This is a genomic window from Rossellomorea orangium, from assembly GCF_019334305.1.
Taxonomy (GTDB): domain Bacteria; phylum Bacillota; class Bacilli; order Bacillales; family Bacillaceae_B; genus Rossellomorea.
This window is the reverse complement of record NZ_JAHWGH010000008.1, coordinates 38,904-53,896: the sequence shown is the minus strand read 5'-3', so window position 1 is coordinate 53,896 and position 14,993 is coordinate 38,904. Positions and strand designations below refer to the sequence as shown.

General features: G+C 43.4%; 13 protein-coding genes and 1 other RNA gene. 4 read left to right on the top strand and 10 right to left on the bottom strand.

Annotated elements, in window-relative coordinates; all coding sequences use genetic code 11:
• Positions 1-21: 21 nt before the first annotated feature.
• Genes KYJ26_RS03795 through KYJ26_RS03785 form a run of 3 tightly spaced genes read left to right on the top strand, consistent with a single transcriptional unit; the run spans position 22 to position 3,026 of the window.
• Positions 22-1,383, top strand: a complete 1,362-nt coding sequence (locus KYJ26_RS03795; protein WP_219166041.1) for a sensor histidine kinase — start codon at positions 22-24, stop codon at positions 1,381-1,383.
• Positions 1,384-1,399: 16 nt separating this feature from the next.
• The gene (locus tag KYJ26_RS24275; RefSeq protein ID WP_219166039.1) at positions 1,400-2,086 is read left to right on the top strand and encodes a response regulator transcription factor; all 687 of its coding nucleotides are present in this window, start codon (positions 1,400-1,402) and stop codon (positions 2,084-2,086) included.
• Positions 2,087-2,105: 19 nt separating this feature from the next.
• Positions 2,106-3,026, top strand: a complete 921-nt coding sequence (locus KYJ26_RS03785; protein WP_219166037.1) for a F510_1955 family glycosylhydrolase — start codon at positions 2,106-2,108, stop codon at positions 3,024-3,026.
• Positions 3,027-3,077: 51 nt separating this feature from the next.
• Here the strand turns inward: KYJ26_RS03785 and KYJ26_RS03780 are convergent, their stop codons facing one another.
• Together KYJ26_RS03780 and KYJ26_RS03775 are read right to left on the bottom strand one after the other, a co-directional pair.
• Positions 3,078-3,404, bottom strand: coding sequence for a four-helix bundle copper-binding protein (locus KYJ26_RS03780; RefSeq protein WP_219166035.1), 327 nt, complete (start codon positions 3,402-3,404; stop codon positions 3,078-3,080).
• A 206-nt stretch (positions 3,405-3,610) separates the two neighbouring features.
• Positions 3,611-4,792, bottom strand: a complete 1,182-nt coding sequence (locus KYJ26_RS03775) for a permease (RefSeq protein ID WP_219166034.1) — start codon at positions 4,790-4,792, stop codon at positions 3,611-3,613.
• A gap of 297 nt (positions 4,793-5,089) precedes the next feature.
• Between KYJ26_RS03775 and KYJ26_RS03770 the strand changes: the two genes are divergently transcribed.
• Complete coding sequence (locus KYJ26_RS03770; RefSeq protein WP_219166032.1) at positions 5,090-5,539, top strand: DUF305 domain-containing protein; 450 nt, start codon at positions 5,090-5,092, stop codon at positions 5,537-5,539.
• A gap of 410 nt (positions 5,540-5,949) precedes the next feature.
• On the opposite strand, the gene ssrA is transcribed toward KYJ26_RS03770, so the two are convergent.
• The 8 genes from ssrA to tpiA all read right to left on the bottom strand — a co-directional run bounded on the left by ssrA (position 5,950) and on the right by tpiA (position 14,953).
• Positions 5,950-6,290, bottom strand: a transfer-messenger RNA (tmRNA) gene (ssrA, locus tag KYJ26_RS03765).
• A gap of 157 nt (positions 6,291-6,447) precedes the next feature.
• Entirely contained in the window at positions 6,448-6,918 is a 471-nt protein-coding gene (gene smpB / locus KYJ26_RS03760) for an SsrA-binding protein SmpB (protein ID WP_173107530.1), read from the bottom strand.
• Positions 6,919-7,036: 118 nt separating this feature from the next.
• Entirely contained in the window at positions 7,037-9,379 is a 2,343-nt protein-coding gene (gene rnr, locus KYJ26_RS03755) for a ribonuclease R (RefSeq protein ID WP_219166030.1), read from the bottom strand.
• A 27-nt stretch (positions 9,380-9,406) separates the two neighbouring features.
• Entirely contained in the window at positions 9,407-10,153 is a 747-nt protein-coding gene (locus tag KYJ26_RS03750; protein ID WP_219166029.1) for an alpha/beta hydrolase, read from the bottom strand.
• Between the two features lie 568 nt (positions 10,154-10,721).
• Complete coding sequence (gene secG, locus KYJ26_RS03745) at positions 10,722-10,949, bottom strand: preprotein translocase subunit SecG (protein WP_206857361.1); 228 nt, start codon at positions 10,947-10,949, stop codon at positions 10,722-10,724.
• A gap of 405 nt (positions 10,950-11,354) precedes the next feature.
• Complete coding sequence (gene eno, locus KYJ26_RS03740; RefSeq protein ID WP_219166028.1) at positions 11,355-12,647, bottom strand: phosphopyruvate hydratase; 1,293 nt, start codon at positions 12,645-12,647, stop codon at positions 11,355-11,357.
• Between the two features lie 13 nt (positions 12,648-12,660).
• A complete protein-coding gene (gene gpmI, locus KYJ26_RS03735; RefSeq protein WP_219166026.1) occupies positions 12,661-14,196 on the bottom strand; it encodes a 2,3-bisphosphoglycerate-independent phosphoglycerate mutase in 1,536 nt (511 codons plus the stop codon).
• Positions 14,189-14,953 (bottom strand): triose-phosphate isomerase, encoded by a 765-nt coding sequence (tpiA, locus tag KYJ26_RS03730; protein WP_219166024.1) that lies wholly within the window; start codon positions 14,951-14,953, stop codon positions 14,189-14,191. The genes gpmI and tpiA overlap by 8 nt, the downstream gene beginning before the upstream one ends.
• Positions 14,954-14,993 lie beyond the last annotated feature (40 nt).

The following is a 14,993-nucleotide window of genomic DNA, read 5'->3' as shown; positions in this document are numbered from 1 at the left end:
ATCATAAATGAGGGAGTCTCTATGAATAAAATTTCAACGAAACTTGCGGCTGCCTTCACTATAGCCGTCTTCATCATGGAAGGATTATTGATGCTCTACCTCCATGATAATATTATCGATTCCCGGATCCAGGAGGAATTTCAGTCCATCCTATCCCGGGGGAACAGTCACCGGGACGTACTAGAGGACCGCTACACCAATACGACCCTTCACCATATCGCACTCATGGAATCCAAAACGGAAACCGAGGTTGTCATTACAGATGAGAATCATTCTGTCATCATCGGCTCGAAGAAGTTAACGGATGGAATGCGTGAATTAATCAATGAGAGTCCGGATTCCTTACCCCGAGAAGGAAGAGTGATTGAAGCAAACTGGAAAGACGTGAATTATTTAGCCACCGTCACCTCTTTTAAAAACGGCGCTGATGAAGGCTATGTTTATATGTTTAAAAGCGCCTCACCGCTACGGAACTTAATTCATAAATTAAACGGCCATTTTTTACTTGCAGGAATCATGAGTCTCATCATATTAGCCTGTATTCATTTTCTCCTGTCCAAAATGTTGACACGACCATTGATTAAAATGAAAAAGGCTACTGAAGAATTAAGCAAAGGGCATTTTGGGGTAAAGCTCCCCAAATTGGGGAAAGACGAACTTGGAGATCTCTCCACTTCCATACAAACATTAGCAAATGATCTGGAAACGATTCAACATGACCGCACGGAATTTCTGGCTACCATTTCCCACGAACTCAGGACACCCTTGACGTATGTCCTCGGGTATGCGAATGTCGCCATTCGTGACGAAATTTCAGAATCTGAAAGAAAAGAGTATTTAACGATTATCAAGGAAGAATCGCAGACCATTGTCACGTTGATTGAGAATTTATTCGAACTGGCCAAGATTGATGAGAACAACTTCTCCATACATCGGGAGGAAATCTCATCATCCCCCTATTTCCATAAGATGATGAGCAAAATGAAGCCGGCCTTTAAAAGTCAGGGGATGAACCTGAACCTGTCTGTTTCAGAAGAATTCTTGTTCCAAGCGGACCCAATTCGATTGGAGCAAATCATCATGAACCTGTTGGATAACTCCTTAAAATATTCAAAGCCCGGTTCAACGACGACAGTCATTGCCCGTCAACATATACCGGGTAAACTGAGCCTGACAATCAAAGACCAGGGTATAGGCATTCCGCCTGACGAGCTCTCTCAAGTATTTAATCGCTTATATCGGGTAGAAAAATCTCGTTCAAGGGAATTTGGCGGCTCCGGCCTCGGCTTAACCATCGTAAAGGAGTTGGTGGAAGCACACGGTGGAGAGATTTCAATCGAAAGTGAACCAAATAAGGGAACATCCATCAATATCATACTTTAAGGTTGGAGGGTCGACTGTGAATAACATATTATTAATCGATGATGAAACAAGGATGTTAAATCTATTGGAGCTTTACCTCACTCCATACGATTATTCCTGTGTAAAGAAAAATAACGGCTATGACGCCATTCACTATATGAAACAGCATCCCGTCGATCTAATCATTTTAGACATTATGATGCCGGAACTGAACGGTTTTCAGACATGTGAAAAAATCAGGGAGTTCTCCCATGTTCCAATCATCATGTTGACAGCAAGGGGCGAGAAGGATGACATCGTAAAGGGATTAAACGTCGGGGCGGATGATTATATTACAAAGCCCTTTGACGAAGAGGAACTTGTCGCACGCGTGAATGCCCTTTTCAGAAGAAAGAAGCGCTATGATCAAATCGAAGAGACTCAACAACTCATCAGGGGCGGATTCACATTAGATGGTCATACCTACACGTTAAACTATGAAAATCAAATTCTTTCCTTGACCTTAAAAGAATACAACATCCTTCACTCCCTGATGAAAAATACAGACCGAGTCTACACGAGGGAACAACTCCTGCTGATGGTGTGGGATATCAATTCCAAAACCGACATCAGGACTGTAGACTCACACATCAGAAACCTGAGGGATAAATTAAAAAAAGCCGGGTTCCCGATAGAAGATCATTTAAAAACCATATGGGGGATCGGGTATCAGTGGAAAATATAATGAGAAAGCAGGATAAACAATGAAACATATAAAAACTTTTTTTCTAGTATCTTCATTAGCCATCATGGTATCTGGCTGCTCTGCAACAGACGAGGATTATTCCTATGTCAAAACGGAAGATAAGACCATCGACCACATTCACGGAATGGGCTACCCAAATAATAAAGGAGAATTGGTCATTGCTACTCATGATGGTTTGATGAAATACAAGGATTCCACATGGTATGAAACAAATAGCGAAAAACACGATTATATGGGCTTTCAGCCGTATAAAGATGGATTTTATTCCAGCGGGCATCCGGAAGAAGGATCAAAGCTAAAGAATCCCCTGGGACTGGTCAAAAGTACAGATGGCGGCAAATCATTGGACAAGTTGGCCTTTTACGGGGAAACCGACTTTCATTATCTCGGGGCAGGTTATCAATCCAAGGCCCTTTATGCGATCAACCAAGAGTCCAATTCGGAGATGGATACAGGGCTTTACCGTTCCATGGACGAAGGGGAAAATTGGAAGAAGGCTGATATGAAAGGGTTCGACTCTACTTCAATCGGAAATATTGCGGTTCACCCTTCAAAAAAAGAGATGCTGGCTATCTCAAGTAAAGATGGGGTATTTGTATCACAAGATGGCGGAGACTCCTTTACAAAAGTGGAGAATACTCAAACGACAACCAGTATCTACTTAACGGAAAAGACCGGGCTTTTCGCCAGTATAGAAAAAGGAAAGATACAATTATATGAGTTGAACCTTGACTCAAACAAAATTCAATCCTACCCTACTCCTGACTTATCTCAAGATAATCCGATTATGTATATCTCATTCAACCCGGAACGCTCTGATGAGTGGACGATCGTGACCTATAACAATGATATCTTCCAATCGACTGATAATGATGAGACATGGAATGAAGTTGTGGATGAAGGAAAGCTTGCAAAGTAGGGAATTTAATAAGGAGTGGAGACCAATTGAACGGTTTCCACTCCTTTTTGTTTACGCGATTTTCTTACACTCTTCTGCACAATTGAAGCAAGCATCGGCACATTTCTGGCAGTGATCATGATCATGTTTCTTACATTCTTCCCCGCATGTTTCACAAATACCGGCACACACTTGGGCAAGTTCCGCTGCAAATGGTGTTCCCCTTACTAAGGATTGTTCTAAGTATGCACATATATCCGCACATTCGCGGTCCAAACGGATACACTCTTTCATCATATTGATGTCTTCTTCTTTTAGACAAGCATCATAGCAGTGGTTACACGCCTCCATACATTGATGAAGCGCTTGGATGGCAGATTGGTACTTTTCATGTGACATATTATCTTCCTCCTTAAAATTATTGGTTACTACAACATTACTATATCCAGTTAGAATGCCATTAAACGGAAAAATCATTTTTTTATTTGTTTCGACAAGTTTATTTTGTTCTGCATAGAATCTGCATAAACTCAGGGTAAACATAAGAAATTTGAACAGTAAAAGGGATGTCCCGATTGGACATCCCTTTTACTGACTTTACCCTATTAAAAAATGAACAAGATTGTTCCTACTACTAAATAAAGTAAGCATAAATACGTCACGATCGTCTTGAACTTCGAATCTCCCTCCATCATCATCATGTGCGAGTGGGCATCGGATTGTTTAAACAATTTATTCAAGTAGATGGACACACCTGCCACCACCACAAAGACGATATTCAACCAGAACGTATAATCAATCTTAAACGGATCTTCATTCATGACCTGCTTGGCATCTTCAGGAAGAAGTCCCATAGCTGTAAAGCCGTAGTGCATGCCAAGCGCTGTTAAAATAATGGATACGTAAAAGACTCCAGCAATATATAAGGCCGTTTTTAATCCATAATATTTTTTATGAACCGCAATAATGGGAGGTACGACCAGATCTGAATAAATAAATGCCATGATCCCTGCGAATGCCACCCCACTGGATGCAAGTATCGTGGAAATTGGAATATTCCCCATGGATCCGATAAAAGTCAACATCGCTACCAACGGCCCTATGAGGGCATTCTCCAACACCTTTAAAAATGAGTCGGGCTGATCTGCGAGAAAGAAGCTTTTCCACGTGTCTTCCGATACAAAGGTGGCCATCATCCCGGCAATCGTAAAACCGATCGTGATTTCTTTCCACACCATTTTCCAGTTCATGACGAATTCATGACCGACCTGAAGCCATCCTTCTTTGGATCTTATCTTCTCTTTCCAATCAAATTCTTCATTTTCATCATCCTCATCCTCAACATGTTCTCTTGCTTCTTCCACCAATTTTTTTGGGAAAGTGAGTTTCACTAACACCCACGTTACTAAAATCAGTGCAATACCGCCGACCATCTCTGCCACTACGAACTGCCAACCAAGGAAGATGTAGATAAGGATACCCAATTCGATCACCAGGTTGGTAGACGCAAACAAAAAGGCTAAGGTCGGGATGAAATGTGCGCCCTTCTTAAATAAATTCCTCCCAGCAGCCAGTGCCGCAAAGGAACAGGATGAACTGATCGCCCCGAAAAGCGAGGATAAACCAACGGACTTCAAGCTCGCATTCCCCATATACTTCACCATCTTATCCTTTTGGACAAATGCCTGGATCATGGAGCTGATCAAGTATCCCAATACAAACGCCCATCCTGATTTCCAAAAGTACCCCAGGGAGGTCTTGGCTGATTCGCCGATTAGTTCTAACAAAGAATCATCTCCTTTACTTAGTCATTCATACGAACATAAATAGGCTAAGCTTAAATACCATCACCATTTATGTAGTGTTCATACATTACCCGGTAAATGTGCAAATTAAATGCAAATCACTAAAAAAAGGATTATTCTCTGTTTTTGTTATGAAATCGCTACATAACTTGATAGACATTTTAGTGATGGTGATAGTATTCCCTGATTGAATGGGTAGTTTTTAATAAATAAAACGTTATTTTGCAAATACTATAGATAAAAAATGGAAAGCTATAACTGAAAAGGAGTGAAATCTTTATGAAAGCCTATAAAAAATTTGGTAGTATGATCCTCACATCTACCGTCGTCATGTATTTGTTTACGTATTGGAATACCTATAAGGTTGATCACATATTCTTCAGTGAAACAAGAGCCTATATGGCCGTGTTGATGGGTGCATCGATGGCTGTCATCATGCTACTATTCATGCAAAACATGCTGACAAATCGCAAAATGAATCTCGGAATAATCCTAGGGAGTATTGTTGTCTTCTTATTTTCACTTTACTTATTGCGCAGTCAGACGCTCGTAGACGATGTGGATTATATGGAAGCAATGATCCCCCATCACTCCATTGCCATCTTAACCAGCGAACGCGCCCAAATTTCCGACCCAAGGGTACGTAAGCTAGCCGACGGCATTATCAAAACCCAAAAGAAAGAAATTGCGGAAATGAAGAAATTAATAGAAGAACTTGATGATGAATAGATAAGAGCCATGTTACTGATTGTAAGCAGTAGCATGGCTCTTTTGTTTATTGAAGTCTGGTTCTATTTTATCAAAAGATCATTATAATTTTTCAAAATAAAAACCACCAAATATGTATTTGGTGGAGACGGTGGGACGTGCACTTCCATGCTTTCGACATGGCACTGACTATATCTTGAACCTTGTAGTTTCAGGTCCTTTGGCGTATTATGCGAAATGTAAATTTATCTGCTGAGAGATAGGATTCCGCATCCTAGTACTACCGGACTTCGGCAGCCTATAAGTCGATACACGGCTGTTGGATTGCTCCACATACCGCTCGGCATTGCCTTATCACACGAATGTGACTTAGGTTTCACCGATAAAGCCAAATTTTCACTTATGTGTTACCACATAAGGCGACTATGAACTAATCGAACCCACGTCCAGAAACATCGCCACTTAAGCGTCTACGAGCGTAGTCGATATATTCGCAAATTCGCTACAGCTTCTGCCTATCGACGGGCGTCCGTGCAGCTAGTCTGATTAGTCTCTTCCTTTGTCCTCAGACGGTGGACTCCGGCGTAGCCTACTAAGAGTGAGTCCCTTACCCTACCACATAGGCGATGGAGGGAGGAACAGCTAAAGTGCTATTACGCAGCTAAAGCTAGGTTATTGTTAGTTTTGCCAGTTATTATTGGCTTTGGCGTTTTAACGTAGACGACCCCTACGGCTCGCAACCCAAGCTCGAACTATCCCTGTCGAATCCGTAACGTCCCCATGATAAAAGGGAAGAACGGGAAAGAATAAGTTAAGCGTGTAAGTCACTTATTCAATTGTTCTTACTGCCGCTTGATTACCTCGCGACATCTACTAGTATAACAAATCCTGAAATAAATGCAAATGGCATATTCCGGAAAACTGTAGTGTTACATCCCTTTTTGGCGCTGGGCAAGCTCACGCTGGATGGAACGGTTTGCTTCTTTCCGTTTCAGGTCTTCACGTTTATCATATTTCTTCTTACCGCGGGCAAGTCCGATCAGAAGCTTTGCCACACCGTTTTTGATGTAAAGCTTCAAAGGAACGATGGAATAACCGGCTTCTTTTGAATCACCGATCAGCTTGTTGATCTGCTTACGATGAAGCAGTAATTTACGCGTTCTAAGCGGTTCATGATTAAATCGATTTCCCTGTTCATACGGGCTGATATGCATATTGTGTATGAAAATTTCACCGTTTTGAACACGGGCAAACGAATCCTTTAGATTCACTCGGCCGCCACGAATCGATTTGATCTCTGTTCCCTGGAGAACGAGACCCGCCTCATATGTTTCTTCTACGGCATAGTCATGGCGTGCTTTTTTATTCTGGGCAATTAGCTTGCCTTCTCCCTTTGGCATTGGAATCCCCCTAGTCATCGCTGGTTTACTCATTATTATCTCATATTTTGAAGAAAAATTGTATCGTTACACCCTGAAAAGAAAAGGAGCAAAGGGCGTCCCATTGCTCCTGATCCCATTATTTCTTCTTTTTACGTTTGCTTCTAGGTGCATTTTCAAAATGTTTCTTATTGGTTTTTTTCTTCTTATTGTTTTTAGGTGGACGCGTTGACCATTCCCCTTCCTTTTTACGGGATGAAGAACGATCCGATTTTCCACGGTTTGATTTTCCTTTATCCGAAGAAAACGAGCGTACACTGTTTTCGCGCTCCTTGCGCTTTCCTTTCATGCCGACAATTTCAAAATCAATGGCGCGCTCATCTTTGTTGACGCTCACGACACGCACCGTGATTTCATCACCGATCCTGAACACATTGGCGGTCCTCTCACCGATCATGGCAAGATGACGCTCATCAAACCGGTAATAATCATCCGTCATGTAGCTTACATGGACAAGGCCCTCAATGGTGTTCGGCAATTCGACGAACATTCCGAAGTTTGTCACGGAGCTGATGATGCCGTCGTACTCTTCTCCCACCTTGTCTTCCATGTACTCTGCTTTCTTCAGCTCATCGGTTTCACGCTCGGCATCCACTGCACGGCGCTCGCGGCTGGACGTGTGCTCAGCGATGTGCCCCATTTGAGCGCCCCACTTCTCACGGGTGGCCGGATCAAGCTTACCTTCAATCAAGTAGGTTCTGATCAATCGATGAACGATCAAGTCAGGATAACGGCGTATCGGTGATGTGAAGTGTGTATAAAACTCCGTCGCGAGTCCAAAGTGACCGAGACTTTCAGGGTCATATTTCGCCTGCTGCATGGATCGAAGCATCATCGTTGAAACGACCATTTCTTCCGGTTCTCCCTGTACGTCCTCGACAATTTCCTGAAGGGCACGGGGGTGGATGCTGTTGGCCGTCCCTTTCACAATCAAGCCGAAGTTGGTGATGAACTCGAAGAAGCGCTGCAGCTTATCCTCTTTCGGATCTTCATGGATACGATAGATGAACGGCACGTCCATCCAGTGGAAATGCTCAGCAACCGTTTCATTCGCCACCAGCATGAACTCTTCGATCAGCTTCTCAGCTACCGAGCGCTCACGAAGGACGACATCTGTCGGCTCCCCTTCTTCATTTACAAGGACTTTTGCTTCTTTGAAATCGAAGTCAATGGCTCCGCGCTTCATCCGTTTCGTGCGAAGCACCTGGGCCAGGTCTTCCATTTCTTCGAACATTGGTACCAGTGGTTCATATTTTTTGCGAAGCTCTTCGTCTTTATCAACGAGGATTTTGTTTACATCTGAATAGGTCATCCGTTCTGTTGTCTTAATGACACTTTGGAAAATTTCGTGTTTTACGACATCGCCTTCTGGTGAAATCTCCATGTCACATGAAAGGGTTAAACGGTCCACTTTTGGATTAAGAGAACATATCCCGTTAGATAATCGATGAGGGATCATCGGGATGACACGGTCCACGAGATAGACTGACGTTCCTCTGTCAAAGGCTTCCTGATCAATCGGGGAACTTTCTTTCACATAGTAAGTGACGTCTGCAATATGTACTCCGAGCTTGTAGTTCCCGTTGTCCAGTTTTGTTACCGTCACGGCGTCATCGAGATCCTTGGCATCTGCGCCATCGATCGTGACGATGGTCTGATCCCGCAGGTCTTTCCGATTTGGAATTTCCGATTCGTCGATTTCACTTGGCACCTTATTCGCCTGATCCATGACCTCTTCAGGAAATTCAATATCAATTCCGTGCTTATGGATGATAGATAGGATATCGACTCCCGGATCATTTTTGTGACCGAGGATTTCAATCACTTCCCCTTCGGCACTCTTCCGTCCTTCCGGATAAGACGTCAATTTCACGACAACCTTATGTCCCTCTGCTGCCCCCATCTGGGCGGATTTCGGAATGAAGATGTCGCTGGCAAACTTCTTATCATCGGGGATGACAAATCCGAAGTGCTTACTTTCCGTAAACGTACCTACCATTTGATCGACACCGCGTTCAACGATTCGGACGACGGTCCCTTCTCTTCTTGATCCTGAAGATGACGTTGAAACTCTGACCAACACGATATCGCCATGCATAGCGTTATTGGTTTCGTTCGGAGGGATAAAGATATCGTCCATTCCGGATTCTTCCGGTATGACAAAGGCAAATCCTTTTGCATGAGCGGATACTTTCCCTCTGACCAGATTCATTTTTTCAGGCAGGCCGTAGCGGTTGCTTCTTGTGCGTACGACGAGGCCCTTCTCTTCCATCACGACAAGCGCTTTGACAAAATCCTTGAAGTTCGTCGACCCTTCAATTCCGAATGCTTCTTCAAGCTCCTGTACCGTCAATGGTTTGTATGCTTCTTCCTTCATATAGGAAAGGAGCCTATCCACATGCTCTTTAATGTTTTCGTCCATGACAATCCCTCCTGATCATCGAATTCATCAAACCGTCCAGTCCAATTTCTCCAGGAAATCGTAGACGTCTTCATGAAGCTGTTCTTTTTCTTTATCTAATGTAATGACATGACCGGACTCTTCGTACCACTTGATTTCTTTCTCATCGGACTCCACGTTATCATAAATGATATTTGCAGAATCCGTATTGATCATGTGATCATGCCGTGCCTGTACCACAAACGTCGGTGAATAGATCATATCCACATTTTCACGTACGTCTGCAATCAATTCCTGCAGTGCTTTCAGAGTATTCATCGGCGTTTTCTTGAACTCTTCTATTTCTTTTTCAATTTGGTCTTCCGGTTTTCCTTCAAACTTTTTAAATTCACGTGCGTAATCCACAACCCCTTGATACATGATTTCTTCACTTTTTATATACATTGGCGCACACATAGGGACAATACCCTTTACAGGTACAGTGTAACCTAATTTAAGAGAAAATACCCCTCCGAGGGATAGGCCTGCGACCGCTATTTCTTCGTATCCCTTGCTCTTTAAATGTTCGTATCCATCCATGACATCCTTCCACCAATCTTCTGGTCCCGTGTGAACCAATTCTTCAGGTGGAACACCGTGTCCTTTATAGTGAGGGGCATGGGACGAATAACCCTTCTTTTCAAGGAAGCGTCCAAGCATGCGGACGTCGGCAGAGTTTCCTGTGAACCCATGAAGCAATAATACGGCTCTCGGGCCTGCTTCGAATGTAAATGGTTTTGGTAAGACAGTTTTCATCTTTATGACTCCTTTTTATCTCAATTTAAACAAACGTTTGATTAAGAGAGAGAAACCTTGATTTGACAGGGTCCATTCTATTAAACAGTTGTTTAAACCATATTGTTATGTACTCTGATTTTCTGTGGATTATTATTAAACAAACGTTTGATTAGTATCAGGAAAGCTTGTTACACCAGGCTTGATTCCATTAAACGATCGTTTAGTCCACTCTTCTTCTCTATTTTTAGCAAACATCGGTCAGACAATCCAATATTTTCGCTTGAAATAATCATTAATATCGGAAACTTTTCAATAGTGAGTGCTGGCTGATTTCCGCTCCAGGTGCTCGCTTTCCGCGGGGCGTGAGTTGAGCCTCCTCGGGCTTCGCCCTGCGGGGTCTCAACTTTCCCGCTATTCCCGCAGGAGTCGAGCACCTTCCGCTACAATCAACTTATAAGCATGAGTTAATAAGGATTACCACTACGTAGTGTATTGATTTATAAACTAATCCTAATTCTTATTTTCTAATAAAAGTGTCTGTTTAAATAAAAAAACCTGACCTTAATGATCAGGTTTTTTGTCCGTATTAGATAGCTACGATAGCAATGGTTAGTACGAAGAACAGTACCGATAATACGATTGTGATTCTGTGAAGTACTAAGTCAATACCACGTGCTTTTTGTTTACCGAAAAGTTGTTCTGCACCACCAGAGATGGCCCCTGAAAGTCCAGCACTTTTACCTGACTGAAGTAATACAAGAGCAATAAGTGCAATTGATACGATAATAAGTAAAGTGACTAAAAAAGTGTGCATGAGTCCCACCTCCTGATACGAACATAACATTAGTCTTAGTTTACCATAGGAAAGATGTAGGGGACAAGGTAATATTGTTTGAATTATGTAAAGAGTTGGATTTGGGGAGGCGTGTGTCGGTAAATGTTTTGGTATAAAATGTTAAACGGCTGGATTCCTGGCTATTTCGGCCGGATTTGACGCTAAATCGACTGGATTTTCTCTTAGACCCGCTGGATTCTCACCAATATCGGCTGGATTTTCTCTTAAACCCGCTGGATTCCTCTCAAAACCAGAAGCTGACACCCTCCGAAAACCATCGAATCAACACCAAAAAGCTGGACACCGATCAAATCCCCCACCAAAAGCCTCCACAAACAAAAAACAGCCCCGTCCAAAGACGGGGCTGCCTCTCTTCAATCGCTATTAGCGATTAACGTTATAGAATGTTTTCGCTCCAAGATATTGAGCTGTGTGAGCCAATTGATCTTCGATGCGAAGAAGTTGGTTGTATTTCGCAACGCGGTCTGTACGTGATGGAGCACCTGTCTTGATTTGACCAGCGTTTGTTGCTACAGCGATGTCAGCGATTGTGCTGTCTTCTGTTTCACCAGAACGGTGAGAGATGACAGCTGTGTAACCAGCGCGTTTCGCCATTTCGATTGCGTCGAATGTTTCAGTCAGTGTACCGATTTGGTTCACTTTGATCAGGATCGAGTTACCGATTCCTTGCTCGATACCTTGAGAAAGCTTAGTCGTGTTCGTAACGAATAAGTCATCCCCTACTAATTGAACCTTGTTACCGATGCGCTCAGTCAGTAGTTTGAAACCATCCCAGTCGTTTTCGTCAAGACCGTCTTCGATTGAGATGATTGGATATTTATTGCACATTTCTTCGTACCAATCAACCATTTCAGCTGAAGTACGAACGACGCCTTCACCAGAAAGATGGTATTTACCGTCTTCTTTGTTGTAGATTTCAGAAGCTGCTACGTCCATTGCAAGAAGAACTTCTTCACCTGGTTTGTAGCCGGCTTTTTCGATTGCTTCGATGATTGTTGATAGTGCTTCTTCATTTGATTTAAGGTTTGGAGCGAATCCACCTTCATCACCTACTGCAGTGTTATAACCTTTAGATTTAAGAACTGATTTCAGGCTGTGGAAGATTTCAGCACCCATGCGAAGACCTTCTTTGAATGTAGGAGCTCCTACAGGCATGACCATGAATTCTTGAATGTCTACGTTGTTATCAGCATGCTCTCCACCGTTAACGATGTTCATCATTGGAACTGGAAGCTGCTTCGCGTTGAATCCGCCAAGGTATTGGTATAATTCAACTCCGAAGAAGTCAGCAGCTGCGCGTGCAACAGCCATGGATACACCAAGGATTGCGTTGGCACCTAATTTACCTTTGTTTTCAGTACCGTCAAGAGCGATCATCGCCTGGTCGATCGCTACTTGTTCAGTAACGTCGTAACCGATGATTTCTTCAGCGATTTCGTTGTTTACGTTGTCAACTGCTTTTTGTACCCCTTTACCAAGGTAACGGTCTTTCTCTCCGTCACGAAGTTCTACTGCTTCGTATTCACCAGTTGATGCTCCAGATGGAACAAGTGCGCGTCCGAAAGCACCTGATTGTGTGTAAACTTCTACTTCGATTGTTGGGTTACCGCGTGAATCCAATACTTCACGAGCATATACGTCTGTAATAAATGGCATTTAGAATCTCTCCTTATTTTTTAATTAATGATTTTCCAGTCATTTCGTCTGGTTGATTGACATTCAATAGATCTAACATAGTCGGGGCAAGGTCTCCAAGGATCCCACCGTCACGAAGCTCCACGCCTTCCTTTGTCACGATGACAGGAACAGGGTTCGTCGTGTGAGCCGTCATTGGCTTGCCTTCTTCGGTCAGTACTTCATCTGCATTCCCATGGTCTGCTGTGATGATGGCTGTACCACCTTTTTCCGTGATGAGGTCGATGATCTTTCCAAGACACTCGTCCACTGTTTCGATAGCTTTAATAGTCGGCTCAAGCATACCTGAGTGACCGACCATATCCGGGTTGGCAAAGTTCAGGATGATGGCATCCTGACGATCTTCACGAATCTCTTCAAGTAAAGCATCCGTCACTTCGTAAGCACTCATTTCAGGCTTCAAGTCATACGTTGCCACTTTAGGGGAATCGATCAGGATCCGCTTCTCGCCCGGGAATTCAGCTTCACGGCCACCGCTCATAAAGAACGTGACATGAGGGTATTTCTCTGTTTCAGCGATGCGCAATTGCTTTAATCCGTTTTGTGAAAGAACTTCACCTAGCGTGTTATCAAGGTTTGTCGGTTTGAATGCTACAAAACCATCAACCGTTTCACTGAAACGTGTCAGGCACACGAAGTGAAGATCTTTAGGGAACTTGTCCCCGCGATCGAACGAACGGAAATCTGCATTGGCAAATGTATTCGAAATTTGGATGGCGCGGTCAGGACGGAAGTTGTAGAAGATAACAGCATCTTCATCCTTGATCGTCGCTACCGGCTCTCCGTTTTCTTTGGTGATAACGGATGGAATCACGAATTCGTCGTAGATTCCGTTTTCGTATGAATCGTTTACGAGTTCGATTGGATCCTGATAGCTTGGGCCTTCACCATATACCATGGCGCGGTAGGATTTCTCAACCCGTTCCCAACGCTTATCGCGGTCCATTGAATAGTAACGACCTGAAATCGTCGCAAATTGACCTACGCCGATTTCTTTCATTTTCGCTTCTGCGTCTTCAATGTACTTCTTCGCCGTTTGAGGGCCGACGTCTCGACCGTCAAGGAAGGCATGGACATACACATCTTTCATTCCTTCTTTGGCCGCTAAACCAAGAAGCGCATAAAGATGCTCGATATGGCTGTGCACTCCGCCATCCGAAAGCAGTCCGAAGATATGAAGATTCGTGCCTTTTTCTTTCGCATGATTGATGGCATCCAGGAAAGTGGTATTCTGTTCGAATTCCCCTTCACGTATGGCCAGGTTCACACGAGTTAAGCTTTGGTACACGATACGTCCTGCACCGATATTCAAGTGGCCAACTTCAGAGTTCCCCATTTGACCTTCAGGGAGACCTACTGCTTCGCCACTGGCTGTCAGTTGATTGTGAGGGTACTGGTTCCACAGGCGATCAAAGTTCGGTTTGTTCGCTTGAGCTACCGCGTTCCCTTCTTTCGTGTCACGGCAAGCAAAACCATCTAAGATGATTAACGCAACTGGTGATTTACTCATTGTTGCTTGCACCTTCTAACAATTGAAGGAAGCTTTGTGGTTCAAGGCTCGCTCCACCTACAAGGGCACCATCGATATCTGATTGAGCCATGTATTCTTTGATGTTAGCCGGTTTCACACTACCGCCGTATTGAATGCGCACAGCGTCTGCAGCTGTTTGAGAGAATTCTCCTGCAACCACTTGACGGATGTGGGCACATACTTCGTTCGCGTCTTCCGCTGTAGAAGATTTACCTGTACCGATTGCCCAGATTGGCTCATAAGCAATGACCGTTTGTTTCACTTGATCTTCAGAAAGACCTGCAAGTGCTTGTTTCACTTGAGTTCCGACAAGATCTTTTGTTTCGTTGTTTTCACGTTGCTCTAACGTCTCACCTACACATACGATTGGTGTTAATCCGTGTTTGAATGCAGCAAGAGTCTTCTTGTTCACAGACTCGTCTGTTTCATTGAACATTTCACGACGCTCTGAATGTCCAAGGATGACATATTGTACACCTAAGTCAGAAAGGGCTACAGGACTTACTTCTCCTGTGAACGCTCCGTTTTCTTCAAAGTGCATGTTTTGAGCACCAACAGCCACCTTTGAATCTTTTGTCAAGTTCACTAGGCTTTCTAAAAATAGGGCTGGTGAACAAATGACAGAATCAACGACTTCTTGATCCGGCACTAGTCCTTTTACTTCTTCAGTAAAGGATTTAGCTTCTCCAAGCGTTTTGTTCATCTTCCAGTTACCTGCAATAATCGGTTTACGCATTGTACTCATCCTTTCTGGTTTACAAATCGTTTCAAAAAAT

Coding starts and splice junctions, on each gene's coding strand:
- KYJ26_RS03795 (WP_219166041.1), top strand. CDS start 22: ATGAATAAAATTTCAACGAAACTTGCGGCTGCCTTCACTATAGCCGTC.
- KYJ26_RS03785 (WP_219166037.1), top strand. CDS start 2,106: ATGAAACATATAAAAACTTTTTTTCTAGTATCTTCATTAGCCATCATG.
- KYJ26_RS03780 (WP_219166035.1), bottom strand. CDS start 3,404: ATGTCACATGAAAAGTACCAATCTGCCATCCAAGCGCTTCATCAATGT.
- KYJ26_RS03770 (WP_219166032.1), top strand. CDS start 5,090: ATGAAAGCCTATAAAAAATTTGGTAGTATGATCCTCACATCTACCGTC.
- smpB (WP_173107530.1), bottom strand. CDS start 6,918: ATGCCAAAGGGAGAAGGCAAGCTAATTGCCCAGAATAAAAAAGCACGC.
- rnr (WP_219166030.1), bottom strand. CDS start 9,379: ATGGACGAAAACATTAAAGAGCATGTGGATAGGCTCCTTTCCTATATG.
- KYJ26_RS03750 (WP_219166029.1), bottom strand. CDS start 10,153: ATGAAAACTGTCTTACCAAAACCATTTACATTCGAAGCAGGCCCGAGA.
- secG (WP_206857361.1), bottom strand. CDS start 10,949: ATGCACACTTTTTTAGTCACTTTACTTATTATCGTATCAATTGCACTT.
- eno (WP_219166028.1), bottom strand. CDS start 12,647: ATGCCATTTATTACAGACGTATATGCTCGTGAAGTATTGGATTCACGC.
- gpmI (WP_219166026.1), bottom strand. CDS start 14,196: ATGAGTAAATCACCAGTTGCGTTAATCATCTTAGATGGTTTTGCTTGC.
- tpiA (WP_219166024.1), bottom strand. CDS start 14,953: ATGCGTAAACCGATTATTGCAGGTAACTGGAAGATGAACAAAACGCTT.